Source organism: Ancylobacter polymorphus, assembly GCF_030813495.1.
Taxonomy (GTDB): domain Bacteria; phylum Pseudomonadota; class Alphaproteobacteria; order Rhizobiales; family Xanthobacteraceae; genus Ancylobacter; species Ancylobacter polymorphus.
In genome coordinates this window covers 105,268-130,285 of sequence record NZ_JAUSUI010000012.1, presented here as the reverse complement: position 1 = coordinate 130,285, position 25,018 = coordinate 105,268, and the positions used below count along the sequence as shown (strand labels likewise).

Annotated in this window: 19 protein-coding genes; 7 read left to right on the top strand and 12 right to left on the bottom strand. The window is 67.5% G+C overall.

All coding sequences use genetic code 11. The features are described from left to right. Nucleotides 1-39: 39 nt before the first annotated feature. Nucleotides 40-552 (bottom strand): ImmA/IrrE family metallo-endopeptidase, encoded by a 513-nt coding sequence (locus J2S75_RS21475; RefSeq protein ID WP_307023139.1) that lies wholly within the window; start codon nt 550-552, stop codon nt 40-42. A 140-nt stretch (nt 553-692) separates the two neighbouring features. Continuing rightward, the gene (locus J2S75_RS21470; protein WP_307023137.1) at nt 693-4,409 is read right to left on the bottom strand and encodes a vitamin B12-dependent ribonucleotide reductase; all 3,717 of its coding nucleotides are present in this window, start codon (nt 4,407-4,409) and stop codon (nt 693-695) included. Between the two features lie 581 nt (nt 4,410-4,990). Here J2S75_RS21470 and J2S75_RS21465 point away from each other — a divergent pair. The 3 genes from J2S75_RS21465 (at nt 4,991) to J2S75_RS22520 (ending at nt 7,473) form a co-directional block, all read left to right on the top strand. Continuing rightward, the gene (locus J2S75_RS21465; protein ID WP_307023134.1) at nt 4,991-6,181 is read left to right on the top strand and encodes an MFS transporter; all 1,191 of its coding nucleotides are present in this window, start codon (nt 4,991-4,993) and stop codon (nt 6,179-6,181) included. Nucleotides 6,182-6,271: 90 nt separating this feature from the next. After that, complete coding sequence (locus J2S75_RS21460) at nt 6,272-6,685, top strand: NADH:ubiquinone oxidoreductase subunit NDUFA12 (RefSeq protein WP_370874194.1); 414 nt, start codon at nt 6,272-6,274, stop codon at nt 6,683-6,685. Nucleotides 6,686-6,816: 131 nt separating this feature from the next. Continuing rightward, a complete protein-coding gene (locus tag J2S75_RS22520) occupies nt 6,817-7,473 on the top strand; it encodes a DUF2155 domain-containing protein (protein WP_370874192.1) in 657 nt (218 codons plus the stop codon). Here the strand turns inward: J2S75_RS22520 and aat are convergent. The 6 genes from aat to J2S75_RS21425 all read right to left on the bottom strand — a co-directional run bounded on the left by aat (nt 7,404) and on the right by J2S75_RS21425 (nt 13,028). After that, a complete protein-coding gene (gene aat, locus J2S75_RS21450) occupies nt 7,404-8,084 on the bottom strand; it encodes a leucyl/phenylalanyl-tRNA--protein transferase (protein WP_307023132.1) in 681 nt (226 codons plus the stop codon). The two genes, J2S75_RS22520 and aat, sit on opposite strands and share 70 nt — an antisense overlap. A gap of 146 nt (nt 8,085-8,230) precedes the next feature. Next, nucleotides 8,231-9,583, bottom strand: a complete 1,353-nt coding sequence (accC, locus tag J2S75_RS21445) for an acetyl-CoA carboxylase biotin carboxylase subunit (RefSeq protein WP_307023130.1) — start codon at nt 9,581-9,583, stop codon at nt 8,231-8,233. Nucleotides 9,584-9,593: 10 nt separating this feature from the next. Next, complete coding sequence (gene accB, locus J2S75_RS21440; RefSeq protein ID WP_370874190.1) at nt 9,594-10,073, bottom strand: acetyl-CoA carboxylase biotin carboxyl carrier protein; 480 nt, start codon at nt 10,071-10,073, stop codon at nt 9,594-9,596. A 33-nt stretch (nt 10,074-10,106) separates the two neighbouring features. Beyond that, nucleotides 10,107-10,550 (bottom strand): type II 3-dehydroquinate dehydratase, encoded by a 444-nt coding sequence (gene aroQ, locus J2S75_RS21435; protein ID WP_307023126.1) that lies wholly within the window; start codon nt 10,548-10,550, stop codon nt 10,107-10,109. A gap of 190 nt (nt 10,551-10,740) precedes the next feature. Then, on the bottom strand, nt 10,741-11,526 hold the full coding sequence (locus J2S75_RS21430) for a DsbA family protein (RefSeq protein WP_307023124.1): 786 nt from the start codon (nt 11,524-11,526) through the stop codon (nt 10,741-10,743). A gap of 35 nt (nt 11,527-11,561) precedes the next feature. After that, a complete protein-coding gene (locus J2S75_RS21425; RefSeq protein ID WP_307023122.1) occupies nt 11,562-13,028 on the bottom strand; it encodes a M48 family metalloprotease in 1,467 nt (488 codons plus the stop codon). Between the two features lie 146 nt (nt 13,029-13,174). Between J2S75_RS21425 and J2S75_RS21420 the strand changes: the two genes are divergently transcribed. Beyond that, the gene (locus J2S75_RS21420; RefSeq protein ID WP_307023120.1) at nt 13,175-14,377 is read left to right on the top strand and encodes a pyridoxal phosphate-dependent aminotransferase; all 1,203 of its coding nucleotides are present in this window, start codon (nt 13,175-13,177) and stop codon (nt 14,375-14,377) included. 81 nt (nt 14,378-14,458) lie between these two features. Here J2S75_RS21420 and J2S75_RS21415 read toward each other — a convergent pair whose 3' ends face one another. Further along, complete coding sequence (locus J2S75_RS21415) at nt 14,459-14,830, bottom strand: winged helix-turn-helix transcriptional regulator (protein WP_307023118.1); 372 nt, start codon at nt 14,828-14,830, stop codon at nt 14,459-14,461. A 144-nt stretch (nt 14,831-14,974) separates the two neighbouring features. On the opposite strand from J2S75_RS21415, the gene J2S75_RS21410 reads away from it, so the two are divergent. Beyond that, nucleotides 14,975-15,817, top strand: a complete 843-nt coding sequence (locus J2S75_RS21410) for an SDR family oxidoreductase (protein WP_307023116.1) — start codon at nt 14,975-14,977, stop codon at nt 15,815-15,817. Between the two features lie 26 nt (nt 15,818-15,843). Here J2S75_RS21410 and J2S75_RS21405 read toward each other — a convergent pair whose 3' ends face one another. Then, nucleotides 15,844-16,668, bottom strand: coding sequence for a transglutaminase-like domain-containing protein (locus tag J2S75_RS21405; RefSeq protein ID WP_370874198.1), 825 nt, complete (start codon nt 16,666-16,668; stop codon nt 15,844-15,846). A 194-nt stretch (nt 16,669-16,862) separates the two neighbouring features. Beyond that, the gene (locus J2S75_RS21400; protein ID WP_307023112.1) at nt 16,863-19,685 is read right to left on the bottom strand and encodes an Rne/Rng family ribonuclease; all 2,823 of its coding nucleotides are present in this window, start codon (nt 19,683-19,685) and stop codon (nt 16,863-16,865) included. A gap of 753 nt (nt 19,686-20,438) precedes the next feature. On the opposite strand from J2S75_RS21400, the gene J2S75_RS21395 reads away from it, so the two are divergent. Beyond that, nucleotides 20,439-21,728: an N-acetylmuramoyl-L-alanine amidase gene (locus J2S75_RS21395; protein ID WP_307023111.1), complete on the top strand. Its 1,290-nt coding sequence runs from the start codon at nt 20,439-20,441 to the stop codon at nt 21,726-21,728. 117 nt (nt 21,729-21,845) lie between these two features. After that, entirely contained in the window at nt 21,846-24,284 is a 2,439-nt protein-coding gene (locus J2S75_RS21390; protein ID WP_307023109.1) for a penicillin-binding protein 1A, read from the top strand. 18 nt (nt 24,285-24,302) lie between these two features. Here J2S75_RS21390 and J2S75_RS21385 read toward each other — a convergent pair whose 3' ends face one another. Continuing rightward, the gene (locus J2S75_RS21385; protein WP_307023107.1) at nt 24,303-24,920 is read right to left on the bottom strand and encodes a glutathione S-transferase; all 618 of its coding nucleotides are present in this window, start codon (nt 24,918-24,920) and stop codon (nt 24,303-24,305) included. Between the last annotated feature and the right edge of the window lie 98 nt (nt 24,921-25,018).

Below are 25,018 nucleotides of genomic sequence, written 5' to 3'. Positions count from 1 at the left end.
GAGTGACCCGGCCGTCATAAAACTCTGTTCAAACGTACACTAACCGGGCTTTCGGCCTGCGTTGCGGTTCTCTTCAAGAAACTTGGTGACTGACGCCGGCAATGGTCGCGGTATCTTGTTCTCGATCCGGTACAGCCGCTGGAGTTCAGGCAAGCGGATCTCGGCTGCCTTTGAGCTGATCTGAAAGCGCTCGCTAAGTTCATCGATCGACGAGGACAAAGTGATGCCAGACAGATGATATGGTGCGAGAAACGCGCCCGCAAACATATTCGCCTGCATTTCATCAGCGAGCACAGGTGACGTTGCGCTCTTTGCATCGTAGTCCAACCGACGATGCCTTATACGATTGTGACCGAGCATGATGTGACCGATTTCATGCGCAATCGTGAAGCGGGCACGCGGCGCGCCGGAATTGGCCGCAATGAAAACGCTTTCTTTGATTTTCAGTATACCCCCATAGGGGTCGAAGACGGCCTCATCGAGGCCAAATTCGCGGTCAGGGACACGCTCATAGTTCTCGATCCGACCGAGTGACTTAAGCTTAAAGATCATGGTCACGATATCCGGTCGGACCTGGTGATCAATTTTGAAGAGACAGCGAGCCTCACGGGCTCGCTTCTCCATTTGGTCATTACTCAAGAACGCCATTGAAAGTCCTCCAATTGGAGCACGAAAGACGCTCGTAATTGCCCTCAGCTGCACCCGGTCGTCGAGCCGCAGGTCTCGCACTTCAGGCAGGTGCCGTTCCGCACCATGGTGAAGTTCTGGCACTCGGGGCAGGCTTCGCCCTCATAGCCCTTGGCGCGGGCGATGGCGCGGGCTTCCGCCTTGGTCGGGCCGCTCGCCGCCGGGGCCGGGGTGGGGGCGGACCAAGGCAGGGCGTCGGTGCTGCCCAGCTCCAGTTCCTCCTCGTCCATCGGCTCCGCCTTCAGCGCCGTGGCGCCCTGGATGCCGCCGCGCAGCGCGGTGACATTGGAGGCCGCGCCGGCCGGCGCCGTCGGAGTGCCGGCCGGCACCACCATCAGGCTCACATTCTTGCCGCGCATCAGCCCCTTGGAGACCATGCGCGAGGCGGCGGCGGTCGGCGAGGCCTTGCCCTCTTCCACGCCCTTGCCCAGCGCGTCGAAGTTCGACTCGCCCGGCTCGACATGGCCGAGCTCGTGACGGCCGAGATAGGACACGGCGAGCTCGCGGAAGATGTAGTCGAGGATCGAGGTCGCGTATTTGATCGTGTCGTTGCCCTGCACCGGGCCGGCGGGCTCGAAGCGGGTGAAGGTGAAGGCGTCGACATATTCGTCCAGCGGCACGCCATATTGCAGGCCCAGCGACACCGAGATGGCGAAGTTGTTGATGAAGGAGCGCAGCGCCGCGCCTTCCTTGTGCATGTCGATGAAGATCTCGCCGAGGCGGCCATCATCATATTCGCCGGTGCGCAGATAGACCTTGTGCCCGCCGACCACCGCCTTCTGGGTGTAGCCCTTCCGGCGGTCCGGCATCTTCTCGCGATCGCGCAGCGCGACGACGCGCTCGACGATCTTCTCCACCACCTTCTCGGTGATCTGGGTGGCGCGGGCGGCGGCGGGCTTCTCCAGCAGCGCCTCGACCGCGTCTTCCTCGTCGTCCTCGTCGGAGATGAGCTGCGAATTCAGCGGCTGGGACAGCTTGGAGCCGTCGCGATAGAGCGCGTTGGCCTTCAGCGCGAGGCGCCAGGAGAGCAGATAGGCCTCCTTGCAGTCCTCGACCGTCGCCTCGTTCGGCATGTTGATGGTCTTGGAAATGGCGCCGGAGAGGAAGGGCTGCGCCGCCGCCATCATCAGAATGTGGCTGGTGACGGAGAGGTAGCGCTTGCCAATGCGCCCGCACGGATTGGCGCAGTCGAACACCGGGTAGTGCTCGGTCTTGAGGAAGGGCGCGCCCTCAAGCGTCATCGCGCCGCAGACATGGATGTTGGCGGCCTCGATGTCCTTCTTGGAGAAGCCGAGGAAGGGCAGCAGCTCGAAGGCCGGATCGGCCAGCTTGTCGGCGGGCACGCCGAGCTTGGCCAGCGCCTCGTCGCCGAGCGTCCAGCGGTTGAACACGAACTTGATGTCGAAGGCCGCCTTCACGCTGGCATCGATCTTCGCCAGCATGGCGTCGTCGAAGCCCTTGCTGCGCAGCGTCGAGTGGTTGATCGCCGGCGCCTGGGTGATGGAGCCGTGGCCGACCGCATAGGCCTCGATCTCGGCGATCTGGCTCTCGGAATAGCCGAGCGTGCGCAGCGCTTCCGGCACGGCGCGGTTGATGATCTTGAAGTAGCCGCCGCCGGCCAGCTTCTTGAACTTCACCAGCGCGAAGTCGGGCTCGATGCCGGTCGTGTCGCAATCCATCACCAGGCCGATCGTGCCGGTGGGCGCGAGCAGGGTGGTCTGGGCGTTGCGGTAGCCATGCGCCTCGCCGAGCGAAAGCGCGAGGTCCCAGGTGGCCTTGGCGCGCTCGACCAGCAGCTTCTCGGGCACCTTGGCATGGTCGAGCGGCACCGGATTGGTGCTCAGCCCCTCATAGCCGGCCTTCTCGCCATAGGCGGCGCGGCGGTGGTTGCGCATCACCCGCAGCATGTGGGGCGCGTTCGGCGTGTATTCCGGGAACGGGCCCAGCTCCTTGGCCATCTCGGCGGAGGTGGCGTAGGCGACGCCGGTCATGATCGCGGTGAGCGCGCCGCAATAGGCGCGGCCTTCCTCGGAATCATAGGGGATGCCGGAGGTCATCAGCAGGCCGCCAATATTGGCGTAGCCGAGGCCGAGCGTGCGGTAGTCATAGGAGAGCTGGGCGATTTCCTTCGAGGGGAACTGCGCCATCAGGATCGAGATTTCGAGCACCACGGTCCACAGCCGGCAGGCGTGCTCATAGCTTTCCACGTCGAACGTGCCGTCCGCCTTGCGGAACTGCAGCAGGTTCAGCGAGGCGAGGTTGCACGCCGTGTCGTCGAGGAACATGTATTCCGAGCACGGGTTGGAGGCGCGGATCGGGCCGCCGGCCGGGCTGGTGTGCCAGTCATTGATGGTGGTGTGGAACTGGATGCCGGGGTCGGCGCAGGCCCAGGCGGCGTGGCCGATCTTCTCCCACAGCTCCTGCGCCTTCAGCGTCTTCACCACCTTGCCGGTGGTGCGGGAGGTGAGGTTCCAGTCCGCATCCGCCTCGACCGCATTCAGGAACGCGTCGTCGACGCGCACCGAATTGTTCGAGTTCTGGCCGGAAACGGTGAGATAGGCCTCCGAATCCCAATCGGTGTCGTAGACCGGGAATTCGATCTCGGTGTAGCCCTGGCGGGCGAACTGGACGACGCGGCGGATATAGTTCTCCGGCACCTGCGCCTTCTTGGCGGCGCGGATCTCGCGCTTCAGGGCGGGGTTCTTTTCCGGGTCGTAGCAATCGTCACCCTCGCCCTCGCAGTTCACGCAGGCCTTCATCACGGCCTTCATGTGCTTGGCGACCGTCTTCGAGCCGGTGACGAGAGCGGCGACCTTCTGCTCCTCCTTCACCTTCCAGTCGACATAGGTCTCGATATCGGGGTGATCGACATCGACCACCACCATCTTCGCCGCGCGGCGGGTGGTGCCGCCGGACTTGATGGCGCCGGCCGCACGGTCGCCGATCTTGAGGAAGGACATAAGGCCGGAGGAGCGGCCGCCGCCGGAGAGCTTCTCGCCCTCGCCGCGTAGCGCGGAGAAGTTGGAGCCGGTGCCGGAGCCATATTTGAACAGGCGCGCCTCGCGCACCCACAGGTCCATGATGCCGCCTTCGTTCACCAGGTCGTCGCCGACGGACTGGATGAAGCAGGCATGCGGCTGCGGGTGCTCATAGGACGACTTGGAGCGGGTCAGTTCGCCGGTGACATAGTCGACATAGAAGTGGCCCTGGCTCGGGCCGTCGATGCCATAGGCCCAGTGCAGGCCGGTGTTGAACCATTGCGGCGAGTTGGGCGCGGCCATCTGCATGGCCAGCATGTAGCGGTGCTCGTCGAAGAAGGCCTGCGCGTCCTCCTCCGAATCGAAATAGCCGCCCTTCCAGCCCCAATAGGTCCAGGTGCCGGCCAGCCGGTCGAATACCTGGCGGGAATCGGTCTCGCCGACATAGCGCTCCTTTTCGGGGAGGGCACTGAGCGCCTTCTCGTCGGCCACGCCGCGCCAGAGGAAGGAGGGGACGGTCTCCTCCTCGGCCTTCTTCAGCCGCGCCGGCACGCCCGCCTTGCGGAAGTACTTCTGCGCGATGATGTCGGTGGCGACCTGCGAAAAATGCTCAGGCACGTCGATGGATTCGAGGCGGAACACCACCGATCCGTCAGGATTGCGAATCTCGCTCGTCGCCTTGCGGAACGCGATGTCCGCATAGGGTGAACGGCCGGCCTGCGTATAACGGCGCTGGATGCGCATTCTCGTCGTCCCCGGTTCGTGGCAGGCCCGTCCTCCGGCCTGCGCAGCGATTTTTCAAAGCCTCGGACCTGCGTCCGCATACCCCGTCATCCGAAATCGAACGGCCGAGCGACCGCTGCGTTCCGGTGTGTTGTTGGTACGCACGTGGAACGCATAAACGCCCCGCCGGAATGTGGTACCGGCGATGGAGCCCGCTTCAATCTGGATGAGCCGGCCCGCCAAAATCACGCTGCGACCGACGGCGCCAAACTGTCCGACTCCCTCGTGCGCGTCAACCTTGCGTCACAAACTCTAGTGTGGAGTGTGTGAAAAAATCGCTAAATCTAGATGGTGACGCCACACGTCGCCCGCCAGGGGCGAACCCCAATCGAGAGGGGATTCGGCCGCTGAGTCCAGCGCCAATCCGCGTCCTCGGAAACGGTCGGTGAACAGTGGGGATGACGGGCATCACCGCACTTTGCGCCTTTGCCATTTTCGCTTCGCACGCCGGCAAGGGCGCGCTGACCCATCGGCATCTGGACAGCGGCGGCGCCGGGTCCCAAATGGCTGCCAACACCATTGTTCCAACCCGGCATGCCCCGATGACCTCGATCCCCGACGCGCGCCCCGCCGCCGGCGCCCCGACCTTTTTCCTGCTTGCGCTGGCGGCGGGGCTCGGCGCCGCCAATCTCTATTACGCCCAGCCGCTGATCGCGCTGATCGCCGACGACATCGGCCTCGACGAGACACTGGCCAGCCTCGTCGTCACCGTCGGCCAGCTCGGCTATATCGCCGGCCTGCTGCTGCTGGTGCCGCTGGGCGACATCGTCGAGAACCGGCGCCTCATCTCCGCGATCCTGCTGTGCGCCGCCGCGGGTCTCGGTTTGGCGTTCCTCGCGAACGCGCCGGCCGTGTTCCTTCTGGCGGCGCTGGTGTTCGGCATCGGCTCGGTGGTGGCGCAGGTCGCCGTGCCCTTCGCGGCGCATCTCGCTCGGCCGGAGGAGCGCGGCCGCAAGGTCGGCAGCGTGGTGAGCGGGCTGATGACCGGCATCCTGCTGGCACGGCCGGTGTCCTCCCTGCTCGCCCACTGGTTCGGCTGGCGCTCGGTGTTTCTCATCGCCGCGCTGGCAATGCTGGCGCTGGCGGTCGGCCTGCGTCTCGCCTTGCCGCCCCGCCATCCCGGCGGGCGCACCAGCTATGCCCGCCTCGTCGGCTCGCTCTTGCCCCTGCTGCGGGCGCAGCCGGTGCTGCGCCGCCGCGCGCTCTATCAGGCGGCCATGTTCGCCGTTTTCACCCTGTTCTGGACGGCGGTGCCGCTGGAACTCGCCGGGCCGGAATTCCGGCTCGGTCAGCAGGGGATCGCGCTGTTCGCCCTGGCGGGCGCCGCCAGCGTCGTCATTTCGCCGGTCGCGGGCTGGCTCGCCGACCGTGGATGGTCGAGGATCGCGACAGGTGCGGCGCTGGCCCTGGCGCTCGCCGGCCTTCTATTGACCGAATTCGGCAGCGGCACGTCCTCGCTGATCGTGCTGGCGATCGGTGCCATCGTGCTCGACTGCGCGGTGACGGCCAATCTGGTGTTCGGCCAGCGCGCCATCTTCATGCTGGCACCAGAAATCCGGGCTCGGCTGAACGCGCTCTATATCGCGACCTTCTTCTTCGGTGGCGCTCTGGGCTCCGCCGTGGCGAGCCCGCTCTATGAGCTCGGCGGCTGGTGGGCGGTGACGGTGGCGGGCGGCGCCTTGCTGCTGCTGGCGCTCGTCTATTATGCCACGGAGTTCCGCAGCCGTGGTTAAGCGCCGCGCCGGGGCGCGCGCGGCTGGACTTCGCGCGGAGCGGGTGGCATGTTCCGCGCGAGATCGACGGCCGGCGCAGGGACGAATTCCGTGAAGATTTCCGACTTCATCACCGAGACCTTCACCTGGTGGAACGCCCAGACCATGGGCACGCGCTTCCACACCTGGCGGCATGGAGAGTTCGTCGGCACGGACGAGTTCGGCAACCGCTACTACCGGACCAAGGGCCGCAAGATCGACCCCTCGCTCGGCTTCGAGCGCCGCTGGGTGATCTATAACGGCTATGCCGAAGCCACCGCCATTCCGCCCGGCTGGCACGCCTGGATGCACCAGCGCTCTGACGTGCCGCCGAGCGAGGAAACCTATGTCGCCCGCGAGTGGGAGAAGCCGCACCGGCCGAACCCCACCGGCACCGTCAATGCCTATCATCCGCCGGGCTCGGCCATCGGCTTCGGCCATCGCCCCGCCGTGACGGGCGACTACAAGGCCTGGACGCCCGAGTGACGCCCGCCGCGCCGGCGGGGCAGGTGGGGCCACGCGCGGGATTTTCGCGCCTGCCCCGACATCGCCGCATTGCCCGGCATCTTGGCCCCCTGCGCGCGCCGGAGGGGCAGTGCGCTTCGCGAGGCTTTCCGGTGCACGGCATTTCCGCTTTCCGACCGTTCCTGCGCTCCGCGCTTCTCGCCGGGGTGATGCTGGCAGGCTTTGCCGCCGCGCCTCTCGCCGCCCAGGGGTGGCAGGGCGGGGTGGAATCGCAGCCGCTGGCGCCGCCGCAGATGGAAGGGCCGGTCGAAGACCCCGATTCGCCGCCCGGCGGGGCGGGTGTGCCCTCCATCATGGAGGATCCCGACGCGGGTGGGCCGCGCGCGCCCGCTCAGGCGCCGGCGGAAGTGCCGGGGCAGGCGACCGTCGGTCCGAGCGGCGACATCGAGGTGATCCAGCCGCCGGAGCAGAAGATCGAGAACCGCACCGCCGAGTTCTCCGGCCTCGACAAGATCACCGGCCGCATCACCAGCTTCGACGTGGCGATCAACGAGACCGTGCAGTTCGGTGCGCTGCGGATCACGCCGCGCGCCTGCTATACGCGGCCGGAGAGCGAGCAGCAGAACACTACGGGCTTCGTCGAGATCCAGGAAATCGCGCTCGACGGCAAGGTGCAGCCGCTGTTCGGTGGCTGGATGTTCGCCTCCAGCCCCGGCCTGCACGGGGTCGAGCACCCGATCTATGACGTGTGGCTGACCGACTGCAAGCAGACCGCCCCGGTGATCGCCTCGCCCGGCGGCCAGCAGTAGAAATCCCCTTCGCCCGCTTCCAGCGCCTGGGCCAGCAGCCGGCTGTACTGGCGCTTGGGCACCTCGATGGCGCCGAAGCTGCGCAGGTGGTCGGTGACGAACTGGGTGTCGAGCAGTGTGAAGCCGCCCTTTTTCAGCCGCGCCACCAGATGCACCAGCGCCACCTTCGAGGCGTCGCGGGCGATGTGGAACATGCTCTCGCCGAAGAAGGCCCGCCCCAGCCGGACGCCATAGAGGCCGCCGACCAGCGCCCCATCCTGCCAGGCCTCGACGGAGTGGCAGTAGCCGCGTGCGTGCAGGTCGCAATAGAGCTTGCGGATACGCCGGTTGATCCAGGTCGAGCCGCGCCCTTCGGCGGGGGCGGCGCAGCCATCGATCACCGCCTCGAAGTCATGGTCGATGCGGATCTCGAAACGGTCGGCTCGCACCGTGCGGGCGAGGCGGCTCGAAATCGTGAAGTCGTCCAGCGGAATGATGCCGCGCCGCTCCGGCTCGATCCAGTAGAGGCCGGGATCGTCGGCGCTCTCAGCCATCGGGAAGATGCCGCAGGCATAGGCCTTCAGCAGCACGTCCGGGGTGATTTCGACCTGATGTTCGCGCGGGTGTGACATGACGCCAGCATGACCGAGATGCGCGGCGCTGTGAAGGCGCCGGCGCCGTGTCCCGAGGCGACGGGGCCGAGATGAAACGGCGGACATGAAAATGGCCGGGACTTGCCCGGCCATGATGTCGTTCGAGAGGTGATCCTGAAGCCGTCTCAGGCGCCCGGCTCGCCCTCGGCGAGGAAATGTTCCAGCCAGTGGATGTCGTAGGCGCCCCGCTTGATGTCGTCATTCTCGACCAGTTCGCGGAACAGCGGCAGCGTGGTTTCGATGCCCTCCACCACGAACTCGTTCAGTGCCCGTTTGAGCCGGGCGAGACACTCCTCGCGGGTGGCGGCGTGGACGATGAGCTTGCCGGCGAGGCTGTCGTAATAGGGCGGGATCGTATAGCCCTGATACACCGCCGAATCGATGCGCACACCCGGCCCGCCCGGTACATGCCAGTAGTCGATGCGCCCCGGCGAGGGCCGGAAGGTGCGCGGATGCTCGGCATTCACCCGGCATTCGATGGCGTGGCCGCCGAGCTTGATGTCGTCCTGCGTCACGCTCATCGGCAGGCCCGCGGCGACGCGGATCTGCTCATTGATGAGATCGACGCCGGTGATGGCCTCGGTCACCGGATGTTCCACCTGGATGCGGGTGTTCATCTCGATGAAGTAGAACTCGCCATTCTCGTACAGGAACTCGATGGTGCCGGCGCCGAGATATTTCAGGTCGCGCATGGCCTGCGCCACCGTGCCGCCGATGCGGGCGCGCTGTTCCGGCGTGAGGATGGGCGAGGGGGCCTCTTCCAGCACCTTCTGGTGACGGCGCTGCAGCGAGCAGTCGCGCTCGCCGAGATGGATGGCGTTGCCCTTGCCGTCGCCCAGCACCTGGATTTCGATGTGCCGGGGCGTGCCGAGATACTTCTCGATATAGACCGCGTCGTCGCCGAAGGCGGCGCGGGCCTCCGAGCGGGCGGTGGAGAGGGCGGCGGAAAGTTCCTGCTCCGAGCGCGCCACCTTCATGCCGCGCCCGCCACCGCCGGCGGCGGCCTTGATCAGCACGGGATAGCCGATCTCATTGGCGACCTTCATCGCTTCGTCGTCGGAGGTGACGCCGCCATCCGAGCCGGGCACGCAGGGAATGCCGAGCCGCTTGGCGGTCTTCTTCGCCTCGATCTTGTCGCCCATGATGCGGATGTGTTCGGGCTTGGGCCCGATGAACTGCACGCCATGGTCGATGAGGATTTCCGCGAAGCGTGCATTCTCGGCCAGGAAGCCGTAGCCGGGATGCACCGCCTCGGCGCCGGTGATCTCGCAGGCGGCGAGCAGGGCCGGAATGTTGAGATAGCTGTCGCGGGCCTGCGGCGGGCCGATGCACACGCTCTCATCCGCCAGCTTCACATGCATGGCGTTGGCGTCGGCGGTGGAATGCACCGCCACGGTGGCGATGCCCATTTCCTTGCAGGCGCGCAGCACGCGCAGGGCGATCTCGCCGCGATTGGCAATCAGGATCTTGCCGAACATCAGGCGCGCCTCACTCGATGATCAGGAGTGGCTCGCCATATTCGACCGGCTGCGCATTCTCCACGATGATACGGGTCACGGTGCCGGCGCGGGGCGCGGGAATCGCGTTCATGGTCTTCATCGCCTCGACGATGAGCAGCGTCTGGCCTTCCTTCACCACCGAGCCGACCTCGACGAAGTACTTCGCGCCGGGCTCGGGGCCGAGATAGGCGGTGCCCACCATCGGCGAGGTGACGAGGCCGGGATGCTTCGACAGGTCGGCCACGGGCGCGGCAGAAGCCGGCGCGGCGGCGGCCGGTGCCGGAGCGGCGGCGGCCACGGGGGCCGGCGCGACCGAAACCGGGGCGGCATAGACGGTGGGCGCGGCGCGGACGACGCGGATGCGCAGATCCTCGTGCTGAACCTCGATCTCGGTGAGGTCGCTTTCGGACAGCAGGTTGGCGATCTCGCGCACGAGCGCGGGGTCGATGTTCGGCTTGTTGGTTTTCATCATGATCCCGTGACGGTCGCTCGCCCGTCTCCCTCAGCTGATCTTGCCACCGGCGGTGGCGAGCGCGTCGATGGCGAGCCGGTAGCCGTCGATCCCCAGACCGCAGATCACCCCACGGGCGACCGGCGAAATAAAGGAATGATGGCGGAAGGCTTCGCGCGCGAAGACGTTGGACAGGTGGACTTCGACGACAATGAGGCCGGCCGCCTTGATGGCGTCGGCAATGGCGACGGATGTATGGGTATAGGCCGCCGCGTTCAGCACCACGCCACGCGAGCCGCGCGCTTCCTGGAGGAAGGTGACGAGCTCGCCTTCATGGTTGGTCTGGCGGAAGACGAGGTCGAGGCCATGGCGCTCGCAGGCGGAGCGGCAGGCGGCCTCCACATCGGCGATGGTCGAACGGCCGTAAATCTCCGGCTCGCGCGTGCCGAGCAGGTTCAGATTCGGTCCGTTGAGAACATGCACCGTGTCGGGCATCGCGCCTCGTTGAGCCAGCCGCCGGCGGCCCCATGCCGGGACGGCCGCGGGTTTATAGGCAATGGCTGGCCCCGCGCCAAGCCCTGCCGTGTTTTCCAGGGGATTATCCCCGGCCGGCGGGCCCCGTGCCGGGGCCACGTCCGGCGCGGTCCGTGGGTGCGGTCCGCGCCGGAGGTTCAACCATGGACGTTCAGCACTGGGTCTTGCCGCACTTGCGCACGGAGGCGATGGCCTCCTTCAGCTGGTCATGGCCGACCGCGCCGACCACCACCTGGTCGCCCAGCACATAGCTCGGCGTGCCGTCGATGCCGAGCGCCTCGGCCAGTTGCAGGTCGTCCTGCAGCGTGGCGTTGACTTCCGGGTTGTCGAGCGCTTTCTCCAGCGCCGCCTTGTCGACGCCCGCCGCGACGGCGGCCTCGATCGCCTTGTCCTTGTTGGCCTGCCCGCGCTCGCCGAGCAGCTTCTTGTGGAAGTCGAAATACTTGTCCGGCGCGGTCAGGCGCACGGCAACCGCCACGCGTGCCGCTTCCACCGAACCCGGTCCGAGCACCGGGAATTCCTTGAGGATCACCTTGAGCTTTGGGTCGCCCTTGATGAGGTCGACCATGTCGCCCAGCGCGCGCTTGCAGTAGCCGCAATTGTAATCGAAGAACTCGACCAGGGTGACGTCGCCCTGCGGGTTGCCGACCACGACGCCGCGCGTGGTGTCGTAGATGCGGGGCTTGAGTTCGGCCACAGCCGCCTCGCGCTGCTTGGCCGCGGCCGCAGCCTGGCGCTGCTGCAGCACCATGATCGCTTCCTGGATCACCTCGGGATTGTTCAAGAGATAGTCGCGGATGACGCTCTCGAATTCCTTGCGTTGGGCATCGTCGAGCGCGGAGGCCGGTGTGTGCGCCGCGCCGAGCAGCAGGCCGGCGGCAAGGCCGAGCGCAAGGGTCGCGCGGCCGGCGCGGCGGAGGAGGCGAAGGGGCAGCATGGGAGTCTCCAGCGGGAAAGAGGCGGTGCCGGCCGTCACTGGCCGGCCTGCTTGCGGCGGGCGTTTGGGTCCACCGGCGGCTTGTAGTTGACGATGTCGTCCGCCTTCAGCCAGCCCGGCGAGCCGAGCTTGAAGCCGTTGCGGGCGCGGGTGGCAAGCTCGCGCGACAGGCGGAAGTCGCCGCTCATATAGGCGGCCTGCGCCGAGGCGAGGTCGGCATTGGGAATGTCGCCCTTGCGGCCATAGGCCATGGCGAGGTAGCGCCAGCCGGCCGGCGAGGTCGGCTCGCGCTGCAGGCTGAAAGTGAGCTCGCGCACCGCCTCCTCCATCGACGCCTTGTCGTCGCTGGCGACCAGCGCCTGGCCCAGCAGCATGCGGATCAGCGGGTTGCCATCGGACAGCGCGACGGCACGGCGCAGCGGCGGCACCGCCTCCCGCGCCCGCCCGGCCTCCAGCAGCGCCTGGCCCTTCAGCTCGTAGAAATAGGGATTGTTCGGCTGCTCGGCGATCAGCGAATCGATCTGGTTCAGCGCATCCGGGATGCTGCCGAAGCGGTAGCCGGAAATCGCCCGCGCATAGCGCGCCGGCAGCGAATTGTCGGAACGCGAATAGGTACGGTTCACCGTGTCCGGCGGCTGGGTGAAGCCGACGAGCTTCGCCCGCATCATATCGTGCCGCGCCTGCAGGGCAGGCGGGTCCTTGGCGTCGAAATAGGGGCTCTTATGCGCCATCTCCGACAGAAGCGCGATGCGCTCCGTCGCCATCGGGTGGCTCAGCACATAGGGGTCGACGCGCTGGCTGAGGAAGATCTGGTCGTTCTGGAAGCGCTCGAAGGTCGTCAGCATGCCCTTGGCGGACTGCTTGGTGGCGGTGAGGTACTTCACCGCGGCCTGGTCGGCCGAGGCTTCCTGACCGCGCTGATAGGAGAGCAGCGTGCGGCGGGCGATTTCCTGCGGCGCCATCAGGGCGCCAGCGGCAGCTCCGCCCATATTGGCGCCGCTCGCCGCGCCGGCCGCGACGCCGCCGGCGGCGAGCAGCATGCCGACAATGGCGGCGGTCTGCGCTGACTCCAGCTGCTGGCGCATATTGGCGAGGTGGCCGCCGGCGATATGGCCGGTCTCATGCGCGAGCACGCCGATGATCTCGTTCGGCGTCTTCGACTGCTGGAGCGCGCCGGTATTGATGAAGATGCGCCTTCCGTCGGCGACGAAGGCGTTGAAACTGTCGCTGCCGACCAGCACCACCTGGATGTTCTGCTGTTGCAGGCCGGCCACCTTGAAGATCGGGCGCGTGTAATCGCGCATCAGCGTTTCGATCTCGGCGTCGCGGATGATGCCGGGCTGGCGACTCTGCGCCTGTGCCGGGGCGGCCGGGGCGAGCAGCGCGGCGGCGGCAAGGAAGGTGGCGCCGCGCGAAAGACGGGCGCCGATGCGCGCGACAAGGCGACCGCTCGGGCGGCGGGTGGCGCAGGAGGGGTTGTCAAGCAGCAGCGAAGGCATCATCCATCGACACGAATTGTTTCCGGGGGCGAACTGACGCTGTCGTGACGGCAGGGTCAAGCCTACCCGTTATCATCTTCTATTGAACGTCCGCCGACACGCGCGAAACAATGCGGCACGCGTGCGGCGCGTGGGCAAGGTTCGGCATCATGGATACATCGTTCCCGTCAGATCGCCTCGCAGCCGCCGCGCGGCTCGCCGGCGCCTCCCGCCGCAGCGAGATCGCCCCCTTCATCGTCATGGACGTGATGGAACGGGCCGCGCGCATCGAGGCGGCGGGCGGCCATGTCATCCATATGGAGGTTGGCCAGCCGGCGGCGCCGGCCCCCTCCACTGCGCGCGAGGCGGCGCGGCGCGCCCTCGACCATGGCCGCATCGGCTACACCACCGCGCTCGGCATTCCCTCGCTGCGCGCCCGCATCGCCCGGCACTATGGCGAGACCTACGGGCTCGACCTCGATCCCGGACGTGTGGTGGTGACGACCGGCTCCTCCTCCGGCTTCCTGCTCACCTTCCTCGCCCGGTTCGAGCCCGGCGACCGGGTGGCGATCGCCAATCCCGGCTATCCGCCCTACCGCCACATCCTCACCGCGCTCGGCTGCGAGCCGGTGCTGATCGAGACCGACGCGGCGTCGCGCTGGGTCATCACCCCCGAGGCGCTGCTCGACGCCCACCGCCGCGCCCCGCTCAAGGGCGTGCTGGTGGCGAGCCCGGCCAACCCCACCGGCACGATGATGCGCCCGGAAGCGCTGGCGGAGCTGATCCGCACCGCCGAGGAGGCGGGCATCCGCTTCATCTCCGACGAGATCTATCACGGGCTCGACTACGCCTTCCCCGCCACCACGGCGGCGGCGGTGAGCCCGGAGGCCACCATCATCCATTCCTTCTCGAAATATTTCTGCATGACCGGCTGGCGGGTCGGCTGGATGGTGATGCCCACGGGGCTCGTGCGCGCGGTGGAGCGGCTGCAGCAGAACCTGATGATCTCCGTGCCCACCCTCTCGCAGATCGCCGCCGAGGCGGCCTTTGACGGCGCGGGCGAGATGGAGGCGGTCAAGCACGGCTATGAGGAGAACCGGCTGATCCTGACGCAGGGCCTGCCCGCCGCCGGCCTGCCGGAATTCCTGCCCGTCGACGGCGCGTTCTATCTCTATGCCGATGTGGCGCGCTTCACCGACGATTCCGCCGCCTTCGCCCGGCGGCTGCTCGACGAGGCGCATGTGGCGGCGACGCCGGGCGTCGATTTCGACCCGCATCGCGGCCACCATTATCTGCGCCTCTCCTATGCCGGCGCCCCGGACGAGATGCGCGAGGCGGTGCAGCGCATCGGCGATTTTCTGCGCAAGGGGTGAGGACAGGGCGGCATGGCCCTGCGTCCTTCGAGGCTCACTGTGCTCGTGCCTCACGATGACGGGGGCGGCGTCTGCCCGCGACTACCGCTCCGCCAGCGCCGCGTCATAGGCGGCCTGGGCGGCGAGAATGGCGTCCATATTGTGCTCGGCCCAATGGGTGAGGGCGGCGGCCGTCTCCCCCAGCGCGCGCCCCAACGGGGTGAGGGCGTACTCCACCGTGACCGGCACCGTGGGATACACCGTGCGCGTCACCAGCCCGTCGCGCTCCAGCTTCTTCAGCGTCTGCGACAGCACCTTCTGCGAGATGCCCTTGATGTCGCGGCGCAGATGGTTGAAGCGCACCGGCCCGTCTTCCAGCCGGTCGAGGATCAGCAGCGCCCATTTGTCGGCGAGCCGGTCGAGCACCATCCGGGTCGGGCAGCGGTCTTCATAGACATTATAGGCGTAGCGCATCGCGGTCTCCCTCGCGGCTGACACCGGCGGGCCGGTTTCCTCGACGCCACCATGTGAGCGCAAAGTGCTCTCTTGCGTACATGGGAGACGAGCGTAGGTTGTCATCCGAAACATGGTTTCTAATAGATACTAAGGAGACAGACGATGACAGGCAAGATTCTGGTTCTCGGCGCGAGCGGTCATGTGGGGCGGCCGCTGGTGAAAGAGCTGCTGGCGCGCGGCGAGGCGGTAAAGGCCGCCTCGCGCAGCGGCGCGCCGATCGAGGGCGCGGAGGGCGTCGCCTTCGCCTTCGACCGCCCGGAGACGTACGCGGCGGCGTTCGAGGGGGTCGACCGCGCCTATGTGCTGCTGCCGGGCGGCATCACCACGCCGCGGGAATGGCTGATCCCGGTCATCGAGGCCGCGGCCGCCCGCAAGGTGAAGGTGGTGCTGCAGACCGCGCTCGGCGTCGATGCCGACGATTCCATCCCCTATCGCCAGGTCGAACTCGCCCTCATCGCCTCCGGCACGCCCTATGTGATCCTGCGGCCGAACTGGTTCACCGACAATTTCCTCAATTTCTGGAAGCCGGGCATCGACCATGCCGGCGCCATCGCCGTGCCGGCGGGCGAGGGAAAGTCGAGCTTCATCGATGGGCGCGACATTGCCGCCAGCGCCGCGAGCGCGCTAACCACCGACGCCTTCGACAACAAGGCGTTCAATCTCACCGGCCCGGAGGCGCTGAGCTATGCCGAGGCGGCGGCGCTCCTCGCGCAGGTGATCGGCAAGCCGGTTGCCTATGCCCCGGTCGATGACGACACCTTCGTCGGCATTCTCACCGGCGCCGGCATCGGCGAAGACTATGCCCGCTTCCTCGCCAGCATCTTCTATCCCGTGCGTGAGGGATGGACGGCCGGCGTGACCGACGCGGTAAAGACGCTGACCGGCAAGGAGCCGCGCAGCGTGGCGCAGTGGGCGCAGGACCACGCGGCGGCGCTGCGGGCCTGACACCCGCAAATCCCGGCGCGCGGGCGCTACGCCCCGATTTCTTCGGTGATCACCTCGAAGCGCTGCAGCACATGCGGGCCGAAGGTGTGGAGCATCGGGATATCGGCGGCATCGCGCCCGCGCGCCACCAGCACACGGCCGATGCGCGGCACGTTGTGGCGGGCGTCGAAGGTGTGCCAGTGCCCGCCAATATAGGCCTCGAACCACGCATTATAGTCCATCGGCGCCGGGTTGGGCGGCACGCCGACATCGCCGAGAAAGCCGTTGCAGTACCGGGCGGGAATGTTCATCGCCCGGGTGAGCGCCACGGCGAGATGGGTGAAGTCGCGGCAGACGCCGACCCTCTCGTTGAACGCCTGCGCGGCGGTGCGGGTGCTGCGTGCGCACTGATAGTCGAAGCGGATCTGCGCGTGGACAAAATTACAGATCTGCTGCACCCGGTTCCAGCCGGGAGCGCAGCTGCCGAACAGGCCCCACGCCGTATTGGACAGTTCGTCCACCTCACAATACCGGCTCGGCAGCAGGAATTGCAGCACACCGGGCGGGAGCTCGGCCGGGTTGTGCTCGACGGCGTTGAGGTCGAACACATCAAGCGTGCCGGGGTCGGCGACATTGATCCGGCTCTCGAAGCGCGCGCCGCCCGGCGGGATGACCAGTCGCCGGCAGATATTGCCGAAGCCATCCTCATAGGTGTCGCAGGGGACCGGGCTGCCATCGCCGAGCGCCACGACGCTCATGGTGACGACATCAAGGATGTCGACCTGCCGTTCCGGATGCGGGTCGAGCTGGGTGATGCCGGCGGTTGGCCGGTCACAGACGATTTCGATCCGGTAGCCGCACTGGAGGGTAATCATGAAAGGCCCCGCATCGCTGTGATCCCAGAGCAGAACACCGCCCAAGGACGGAGGTTCCGGCCGGCAGGAGCGCAGGCGGGTAGGAAAAGCAAAACGGCGCCGCGAGGCGCCGTTTTCAGTGTCGAGGCGAGGTAGGCGCGCATGCGCGCGCCCTGTCGCCGAATTGCGGGTCGGAGCTTCCGCGCCGGCGATCACTCGCCGAAGATCTTGCGCTGCCACCAGCCGGTACGGCGCGGGCGGTCGGGCTCCGGTGCCGGAGCAGGATCGGCGGCAGCGGATTCGCCGGACGCGGGGGAGTCCGCCGCCGGCGGAGCCTCCACCGGCGCCGACTCCGCGGCAACGGACGACTCCGGCGCGCTTTCCGCGACCGGGGCTTCCGGCGCGGCCGCTTCCGCAGGCGTCTCGCTCACGCTTTCGCTCACCGTATCGCCTTCCACTGCGGCCGGTGCCTTCTCGCGCACCGTCGAACGGCGGCGGCGGGGCTTGGGTTTCGCGTCGGCAGCTTCCGCCGCTTCGGCCGCCGGGGTTTCGACAGCCGGCGCTTCCACAGCCGGCGCTTCCGCGGCAGGGGCTTCGGCAGCCGGCGCTTCGGCTGCCTCCGTGCTGGCCTCGGCCGCCGCCGCCTTGGTGCGGCGTCCGCCGCCGCGACGGCCGCGACGCGGCTTCTCGTCCTCGACGGGTGCGGCTTCCGCCGCGGCCTCGGTCACGGCTTCAGGGGCCGGCTCCGCCGCAGCCATGTCCTGCGCCTCGGCCGGCGTGATCGCCGTGTCCTCGGGCAGAGCCTCGGCCGGCGCGTCGGTTGCCGGCACCTCGGCGACGGCTTCCGCAGTCACCTCGCCCGCGACCGCGGTGGTCTCTGCGGGCTCGTCGCCTTCGCCGTCCTCGCCGTCATCCTCGAACTCGACGCCGGACATGTCCGAACCGGCCTCGCCCTCGGCATGGCGCTCGCCATTCTCGCCATTGCCGCCACCGCCGCGCCGACGCCGGCGCCGGCGGCGCCGACGGCGTCCGCCTTCGCCGGACGTGTCGCCGGAGGCGGTGGGTGCCGGGTCGCGGGTCTCGCCGGCCTCGGGCTCGGCGGCGGCTTCAACCGGCGCCTCGGTCTCGACCTCGTCCTCGCTCTCCTCGCCGACGATCTCTTCCTCCGGCTCGAACACCAGCTCGGGCGGACGCGGCAGCGGGATCGGATTCGGCACCGCGTCGCCCTTGTCGATGGCGAACGGGGTGAGCCCGGTCAGCGACGGGTCGGCCGCGATGGTGATCAGGACACCGAAGCGCTCTTCCAGCTCGTGCAGATGCGCGCGCTTGTGGTTGAGCACATAGAGCGCGTTTTCAGCGCGGGTGCGGATGATGAGGTTATGCGTGTTGGAGCGCTGGAGAATGTCCTCGGCGCCGCGCAGCATCTGCAGCGCGACGGACGCGGACGAGCGCACATGGCCGGTGCCGCCGCAATGCGGGCAGACCTCGGTGGAGGATTCGAGCACGCCGGTGCGGATGCGCTGGCGGCTCATCTCCATCAGGCCGAAATGCGAGATGCGGCCGAGCTGGATGCGGGCGCGGTCGTTCTTCAGGCAGTCCTTGAGCTTGCGCTCCACCGCCCGGTTGTTGCGCTTCTCGTCCATGTCGATGAAGTCGATCACGACAAGGCCGGCGAGGTCGCGCAGGCGCAGCTGGCGGGCCACCTCCTCGGCGGCCTCCAGATTGGTCTTCAGCGCCGTGTCCTCGATATTGTGCTCGCGGGTCGAGCGCCCGGAGTTCACGTCGATGGAGACCAGCGCTTCGGTCGGGTTGATGACGAGATAGCCGCCAGACTTCAGCTGCACCTGCGGCAGGAACATCGCGTCGAGCTGGCTTTCCACCCCGAAGCGGGTGAACACCGGCTGCAGGTCCTTGTAGATCTTCACGTTCTTCGCATGGCTCGGCATGAGCATGCGCATGAAGTCCTTGGCCTCGCGGTAGCCATCCTCGCCGGCGACGAGAACCTCGTCGATATCCTTGTTGTAGAGGTCGCGGATGGAGCGCTTGATCAGCGAGCCTTCCTCATAGACCAGCGACGGTGCGGTGGAGCCCAGAGTAAGCTCGCGCACATTCTCCCACAGGCGCAGGAGATATTCGAAGTCGCGCTTGATCTCCGGCTTGGTGCGGTTGGCGCCGGCGGTGCGCAGGATGACGCCCATGCCCTCCGGCACTTCGAGGTCGGAGGCGACCTCCTTGAGCCGCTTGCGGTCCTCGGCCGAGGTGATCTTGCGGGAGATGCCGCCGCCGCGCGCGGTGTTGGGCATCAGCACCGAATAGCGGCCGGCGAGCGAGAGATAGGTGGTGAGCGCCGCGCCCTTGTTGCCGCGCTCTTCCTTGACCACCTGCACCAGCATCACCTGCCGGCGCTTGATCACTTCCTGGATCTTGTAGGTGCGGGCCCGGCCGCGCGGCGGGGCGCGCTCCGGCATTTCTTCCATGGCGTCGTCGGAGCCGACCTCGTCGACGATCTCTTCCTCGTCGGCGATCTCCTCGACCTCGCCGCCCTCGCCACCGCCCTCTTCATCGGACGAGCGGCGACGGCGCGAACGCCGCGCCGGGGCGGCGTCGCCCTCGGTCTCGCCGGACGTTTCGGTCGTGGCTTCCTCGGAAACGCTCTCGTCGCCCTCGGCGGACTTGGCGGCGCCGCGCGGCCGGCGGGGCCGGCCCTTGGGCTTGTCCTCGTTCTCGGCTTCGGCGTCGCGCCGCTGCTGGCGCTCTTCCTCGGCCAGCAGGGCCTGCCGGTCGGCGACCGGGATCTGGTAATAATCGGGATGGATCTCGCTGAAGGCGAGGAAGCCATGCCGGTTGCCGCCATATTCGACGAAGGCGGCCTGGAGGGAAGGTTCTACCCGCGTGACCTTGGCGAGGTAGATGTTGCCGCGCAGCGGCTTGCGATTGGCGGCTTCGAAGTCGAATTCCTCGACTCGGTTGCCGCGCACCACCACCACCCGAGTCTCCTCGGGATGGGTGGCGTCGATGAGCATCTTGTTGGCCATTGAACTCTCATATGGGGCAGCGGCCGCGTCGACGTCGCCAGCGACGCCGGACGGCTCGGACCGTGCCAGTAAGCGGAAACTGAAAGCGCGAAGGGGATGCGGCGGGCAGGACGGGGAGCCTCGCAGGCGGGGCGCCGACGCGGTGCGCAGGTCGCGGGCCTGCGGGCAGGTGCGCAGCGGTGAACCGCCTTGCGCACGAGACCCACACTTGCCGGCTGACGCATCATCGTTGGTTGCCGTCCTTACACGACCGAACAGGGCGAGCCGCGACCGCGCGCGGTCCGGCTCACGTCAGATGGCCGCGAAGACCGTGGAACACGACACGGCGAAAAGCACCGCGCGCAAGCCCCACGTCCAATCGTCCGTGAATGACAAAGCCGGACCGCGTTCCCCGGGCGCGCAGTCATGACGACCGCCGAGGCACGGCTACGGGTCCTGAACGGAAATCGCGCCTTGTGCCGGGCCCACCATCGCTGGATAGCCCTTCGCCGCAGGGGCCGCGAAAGCCGGACGTCGACGAGCGACCGGAATGCGAACCATATGCATGCTCTTAATAGCGGCACGCATGGCGATTTGGCAAGGATCGCGTCCGACATGCCGCGCGCCGGGCGTTGCCCGCCGGCCACGCCCGGCCGGCGAAACGGGGTTGGGCGCAAGGGCTGGTTAACCCTTCCTGCGTAATTCGCTAGAAAGGCGGGGCACGCGCTCCACCTTCATGGCGGACAACCGGGATATGAGGAGACACGGGCAGCCATGGCGTGGCCAAGGGGTATGCGGACGATCTGGCTCGCAGTGGCGCTCGCGCTGCTGCCGGCGTGGTTCTCCACGTCCCAAGCCGCCGGCGCCAGCGAGCCGGTGGTGGCGACCGATGCGCGTCTTGCCGGCGACGACCAGCGCACAAGGCTGGTGATCGATCTCTCGCGCTCGGTCCCGCTCGGCGCCTTCACGCTGGCCGATCCCTATCGCGTCGTCATCGACATTCCCGATGTCATCTTCGCCCTGCCGGCCTCGGCGGGGCAGGAGGGGCGGGGCCTCGTCTCGGCCTATCGCTTCGGCCTGTTTGCGCCGGGCAAGGCGCGCATCGTGCTCGACGCGACGGCGCCGGTGAAGGTGGACAAGGCCTTCGTGCTCGACCCCATGGACGACCAGCCGGCGCGGCTCGTCATCGATCTCGTCAAGACCGACCGCGCCAGCTTCCTGCAGGCCGCTGCGGCCCCGCAGCGCGCCGCGGAACAGCCGGACATGCCGAAGGCCGAGGCCGCCGTCGCGGGCGATACGCGCCCGGTCATCGTGCTCGACCCCGGCCATGGCGGCATCGACGCCGGCGCGGTCAACGCCAAGTTCGGCGTCAATGAGAAGCAGCTGGTGCTCGTCATCGCCCGCCAGCTGCAGCGGCGGCTTGAAGACACCGGCCGCTACCGCGTGCTGATGACCCGCACCAAGGACACCTATGTGTCGCTCGGCCAGCGCGTGCGCTTCGCCCGCGAAAACGGCGCCCGGCTGTTCATCTCGCTGCACGCCGATTCGCTCGGCTCGAAGGACGGCGATGTGCGCGGGGCGACGATCTACACCATCTCCGACCGTGCCTCCGACGCCGAATCGCAGCGCCTCGCGGATTCGGAAAACAAGGCGGATCTCATCGCGGGAATCGACCTTTCCGAGGAGCCGGCGGATGTCGCCGGCATCCTGTTCGACCTCGCCCAGCGCGAAACGCGCAATTTCTCCTCGCTTTTTGCCCGCAGCCTGGCGGGGAGCGTCAGCGGCGTGGCGCGGATGCACAAATCGCCGTTGAAATCGGCCGGCTTCAAGGTGTTGAAGGCGCCGGACGTGCCCTCCGTTCTGTTCGAACTCGGCTATCTCTCCAGCGCCAAGGACCTCGAACTCATGACATCGGCCGCGTGGCAGGCTAGTGTCACCGAGGCCATGGTCGTGGCGATCGATGCCTATTTCGCCGCTCAGGGATCCGTCGAGGGTACCCCCGTGGCTCTGCCGGTCAGCGCGGGCCGGACAGGCGGCGACCCCCTGGCCGCGACCGTGCCTTGAACGGTCGCGATTAGGCCATAGTTGCCGCGCACACGCTGCCCTTAGGGCGACGACGGACACTGGACTCGCATCGTGCTGGCGCGCGGTGGCGTCCTCAGCTTATGGGGGCCTGGCCGCATGCGGCTGCTTCTGCGGTTTCTGGGTTTCATGTTCGCGCTGGGCACGATCGTCTTCGTGGTCGGTGGCGCGGCGGCCGGCTATTTTGCGTGGAAATTCTCGCAGGACCTGCCAGACTACAGCCAGCTGCAGAATTACGAGCCGCCGGTCATGACCCGCGTTCACGCGGCGGACGGCTCGCTGCTGGCCGAATATGCCCGCGAGCGCCGGCTTTATCTGCCGATCCAGAACATTCCGCCGCTGGTGAAGGAAGCCTTCATCTCCGCCGAGGATAAGAACTTCTATTCCCATGGCGGCATCGACCTCACCGGCATCGGCCGTGCGGTCTATGCCTTCGTGCAGAATTACGGCTCCGGCCGCCGCCCGCAGGGCGCGTCGACCATCACCCAGCAGGTGGCGAAGAACTTTCTTCTCACCAACGAGGTCTCCATCGACCGCAAGGTGAAGGAGGCGCTGCTGGCGCTGCGCATGGAGCGCGCCTATTCCAAGGACAAGATCCTCGAACTCTATCTGAACGAGATCTATCTCGGCATCGGCTCCTATGGCGTCGCTGCCGCCTCGCTGCTCTATTTCGACAAGTCGGTTTCCGAGCTGACCATCGCCGAGGCCGCCTATCTCGCCGCCCTGCCCAAGGGCCCGAACAATTATCACCCGTTCCGCCGTCACGACGCCGCCGTCGAGCGCCGCAACTGGGTGATCGACCGCATGGCCGAGAACGGCTACATCACCGAGCAGCAGGCCGAGGAGGCGAAGAAGACCGACCTCGCCGTCACCGTGCGTCCGACCGGCGCCCACATCTTCTCCGCCGAATATTTCGCCGAGGAAGTGCGCCGCGAGATCTTCGAGCGCTATGGCGAGGACAAGCTCTATGGCGGCGGCCTGTCGGTGCGCACCACGCTCAACCCCAAGCTCCAGCAATATGCCAAGCAGGCGCTGCTCGACGGTCTGACCCGCTATGACGAGCAGCGCGGTTTCCGTGGCCCGGTGACCCGCATCGAGACCACGGGCGACTGGGGCGCGCGCCTCGCGGATGTGCGCACCTTCACCGACATTCCCTGGCGCCTCGCCGTGGTGCTCGATTCCGACGCCAAGGGCGCGCGCATCGGCCTGCAGCCGCAGCGCGACCGTTCCGGCGTGCTGAGTTCGCAGCGCGATGTCGGCATGATCACCGCCGACGGCGCCAAATGGGCGATCCGCAACGCCAAGGGCGGCGTCGCCGGCGTGCTCAAGCCCGGCGATGTCGTCTATGTCGAGCCGGTCGACGGCAAGCCCGACCAGTGGCGCCTGCGCCAGCAGCCGCAGATCGAGGGCGCGCTGGTGGCGATGGACCCTTCCACCGGGCGTGTGCTGGCCATGGCGGGCGGCTTCTCCTTCGACGAAAGCCAGTTCAACCGCGCCACCCAGGCGATGCGCCAGCCCGGCTCGTCCTTCAAGCCCTATGTCTATGCGGCGGCCATCGACAATGGCTACACGCCGTCCAGCGTCATCATGGACGCGCCGTTCGAACTCGCGCAGCAGGGGCAGGCGACGTGGCGGCCGGAGAATTATTCCGGCAAGTTCTACGGGCCGCAGACCCTGCGCTTCGGCATCGAGCAGTCGCGCAACGTGATGACGGTGCGGCTCGCCAATGATCTCGGCATGCCGCTGATCGTGGAATATGCCAAGCGCTTCGGCGTCTCCGACAATCTGCTCCCCGTTCTCTCCATGTCGCTCGGCGCCGGCGAGACCACGGCGCTGCGCATGGCCGGCGGCTATTCGATGTTCGCCAATGGCGGCAAGCGCATCAAGCCGACGCTGATCGACCGCGTTCAGGACCGATACGGCAAGACCATCTACCGCCATGACGAGCGCGAATGCCGCGGCTGCGACGCCGCCGGCTGGCAGGGTCAGAGCGAGCCGGTGCTGGTCGACCGCCGCGAGCAGGTGCTCGACCCGATGACCGCCTACCAGATCACCTCGATGCTGGAAGGCGTGGTGCAGCGTGGCACCGGCACGGCGCTGAAGGTGCTGGGCAAGCCGATCGCCGGCAAGACCGGCACCACGAACGAGGAAAAGGACGCCTGGTTCGTCGGCTACACCCCGGAACTGGTGGTGGCGGTCTATCTCGGCTTCGATACGCCCAAGCCCATGGGCAAGGGCTCGACCGGCGGCCTGATTGCCGCCCCGGTCGTGCGCGACTTCATGAAGCTCGCTCTGGCCGACCGTCCGGCGGTGCCGTTCCGCGTGCCGCCCGGCATCAAGCTGATCCGCATCAACCCGAAGACCGGCCTGCGCGCCGGGCCGGGCGAAGCGTCCATCCTCGAAGCCTTCAAGCCCGGCACCGCGCCGCCGGACAGCTATTCGATCATCGGCGCCACCGATGCGGCGGGCAACCCGATCGGCATCAACCCGGATGCCGACCGCGCGGTTGGTGCCAGTGGCACGGGCGGGCTCTACTGAGCCACGCCCGGCGGCGCCTCAGCCATCATAGGGCCACGCCTTGAACGCCTCCTGCGCCTCGGCGCGGGCGGCGAGCCGGGCGACGGCCGGGAAGGCGTCAGCCGGCATCACCTCGGGGATCATCCGTGTGGTGAAGGTCCAGGCGACGGCGGCGGTGATGTCGGCCTGCAGCGGGCTCGCCCCGAACAGCCAGCCTTCCGTGGTGCCGATCTCGTGTTCCAGCAGGCGATAGGCGGCGAAGAGCTGTTCCTTCACCCGGTCGAGCCAGGGCTGGTGCAGCTTCTCCGCCGGCCGTAGCTGATGCTCATAGACGATCTGCACGCTCTTCTCGCAGGCGGCGAGCGCCAGCCCGATGATGCGCTGCGCGCGGGCATGCTCGGCAAGATCGTTGGGCGCGAGCGAGCGGCCGGGCGCCGCCAGTTTCTCGGCATGTTCGAGGATGAGGGTCGAGTCCATCAGCACCACGCCGGCATCGGTCACCAGGGACGGGGCCTTCACCACCGGATTGATCTCCTGGAACCGGGGGTAATGACGGAACACCGACACGGATTCATGGGTGAAGGGCAGGCCGAGAGTGGTGAGCGACACCGCCACGCGGCGCACATAGGGCGAATCGAGCATGCCGACGAGGTGCATCGGACGTTCCTTGTTGCAACGGGGGCCACATCCTAGAACCGCCGCCGGCACCTGCAAGCCGCCCGCAACTCACGTGCAAGGCAGCCCTGAGCCGTCAA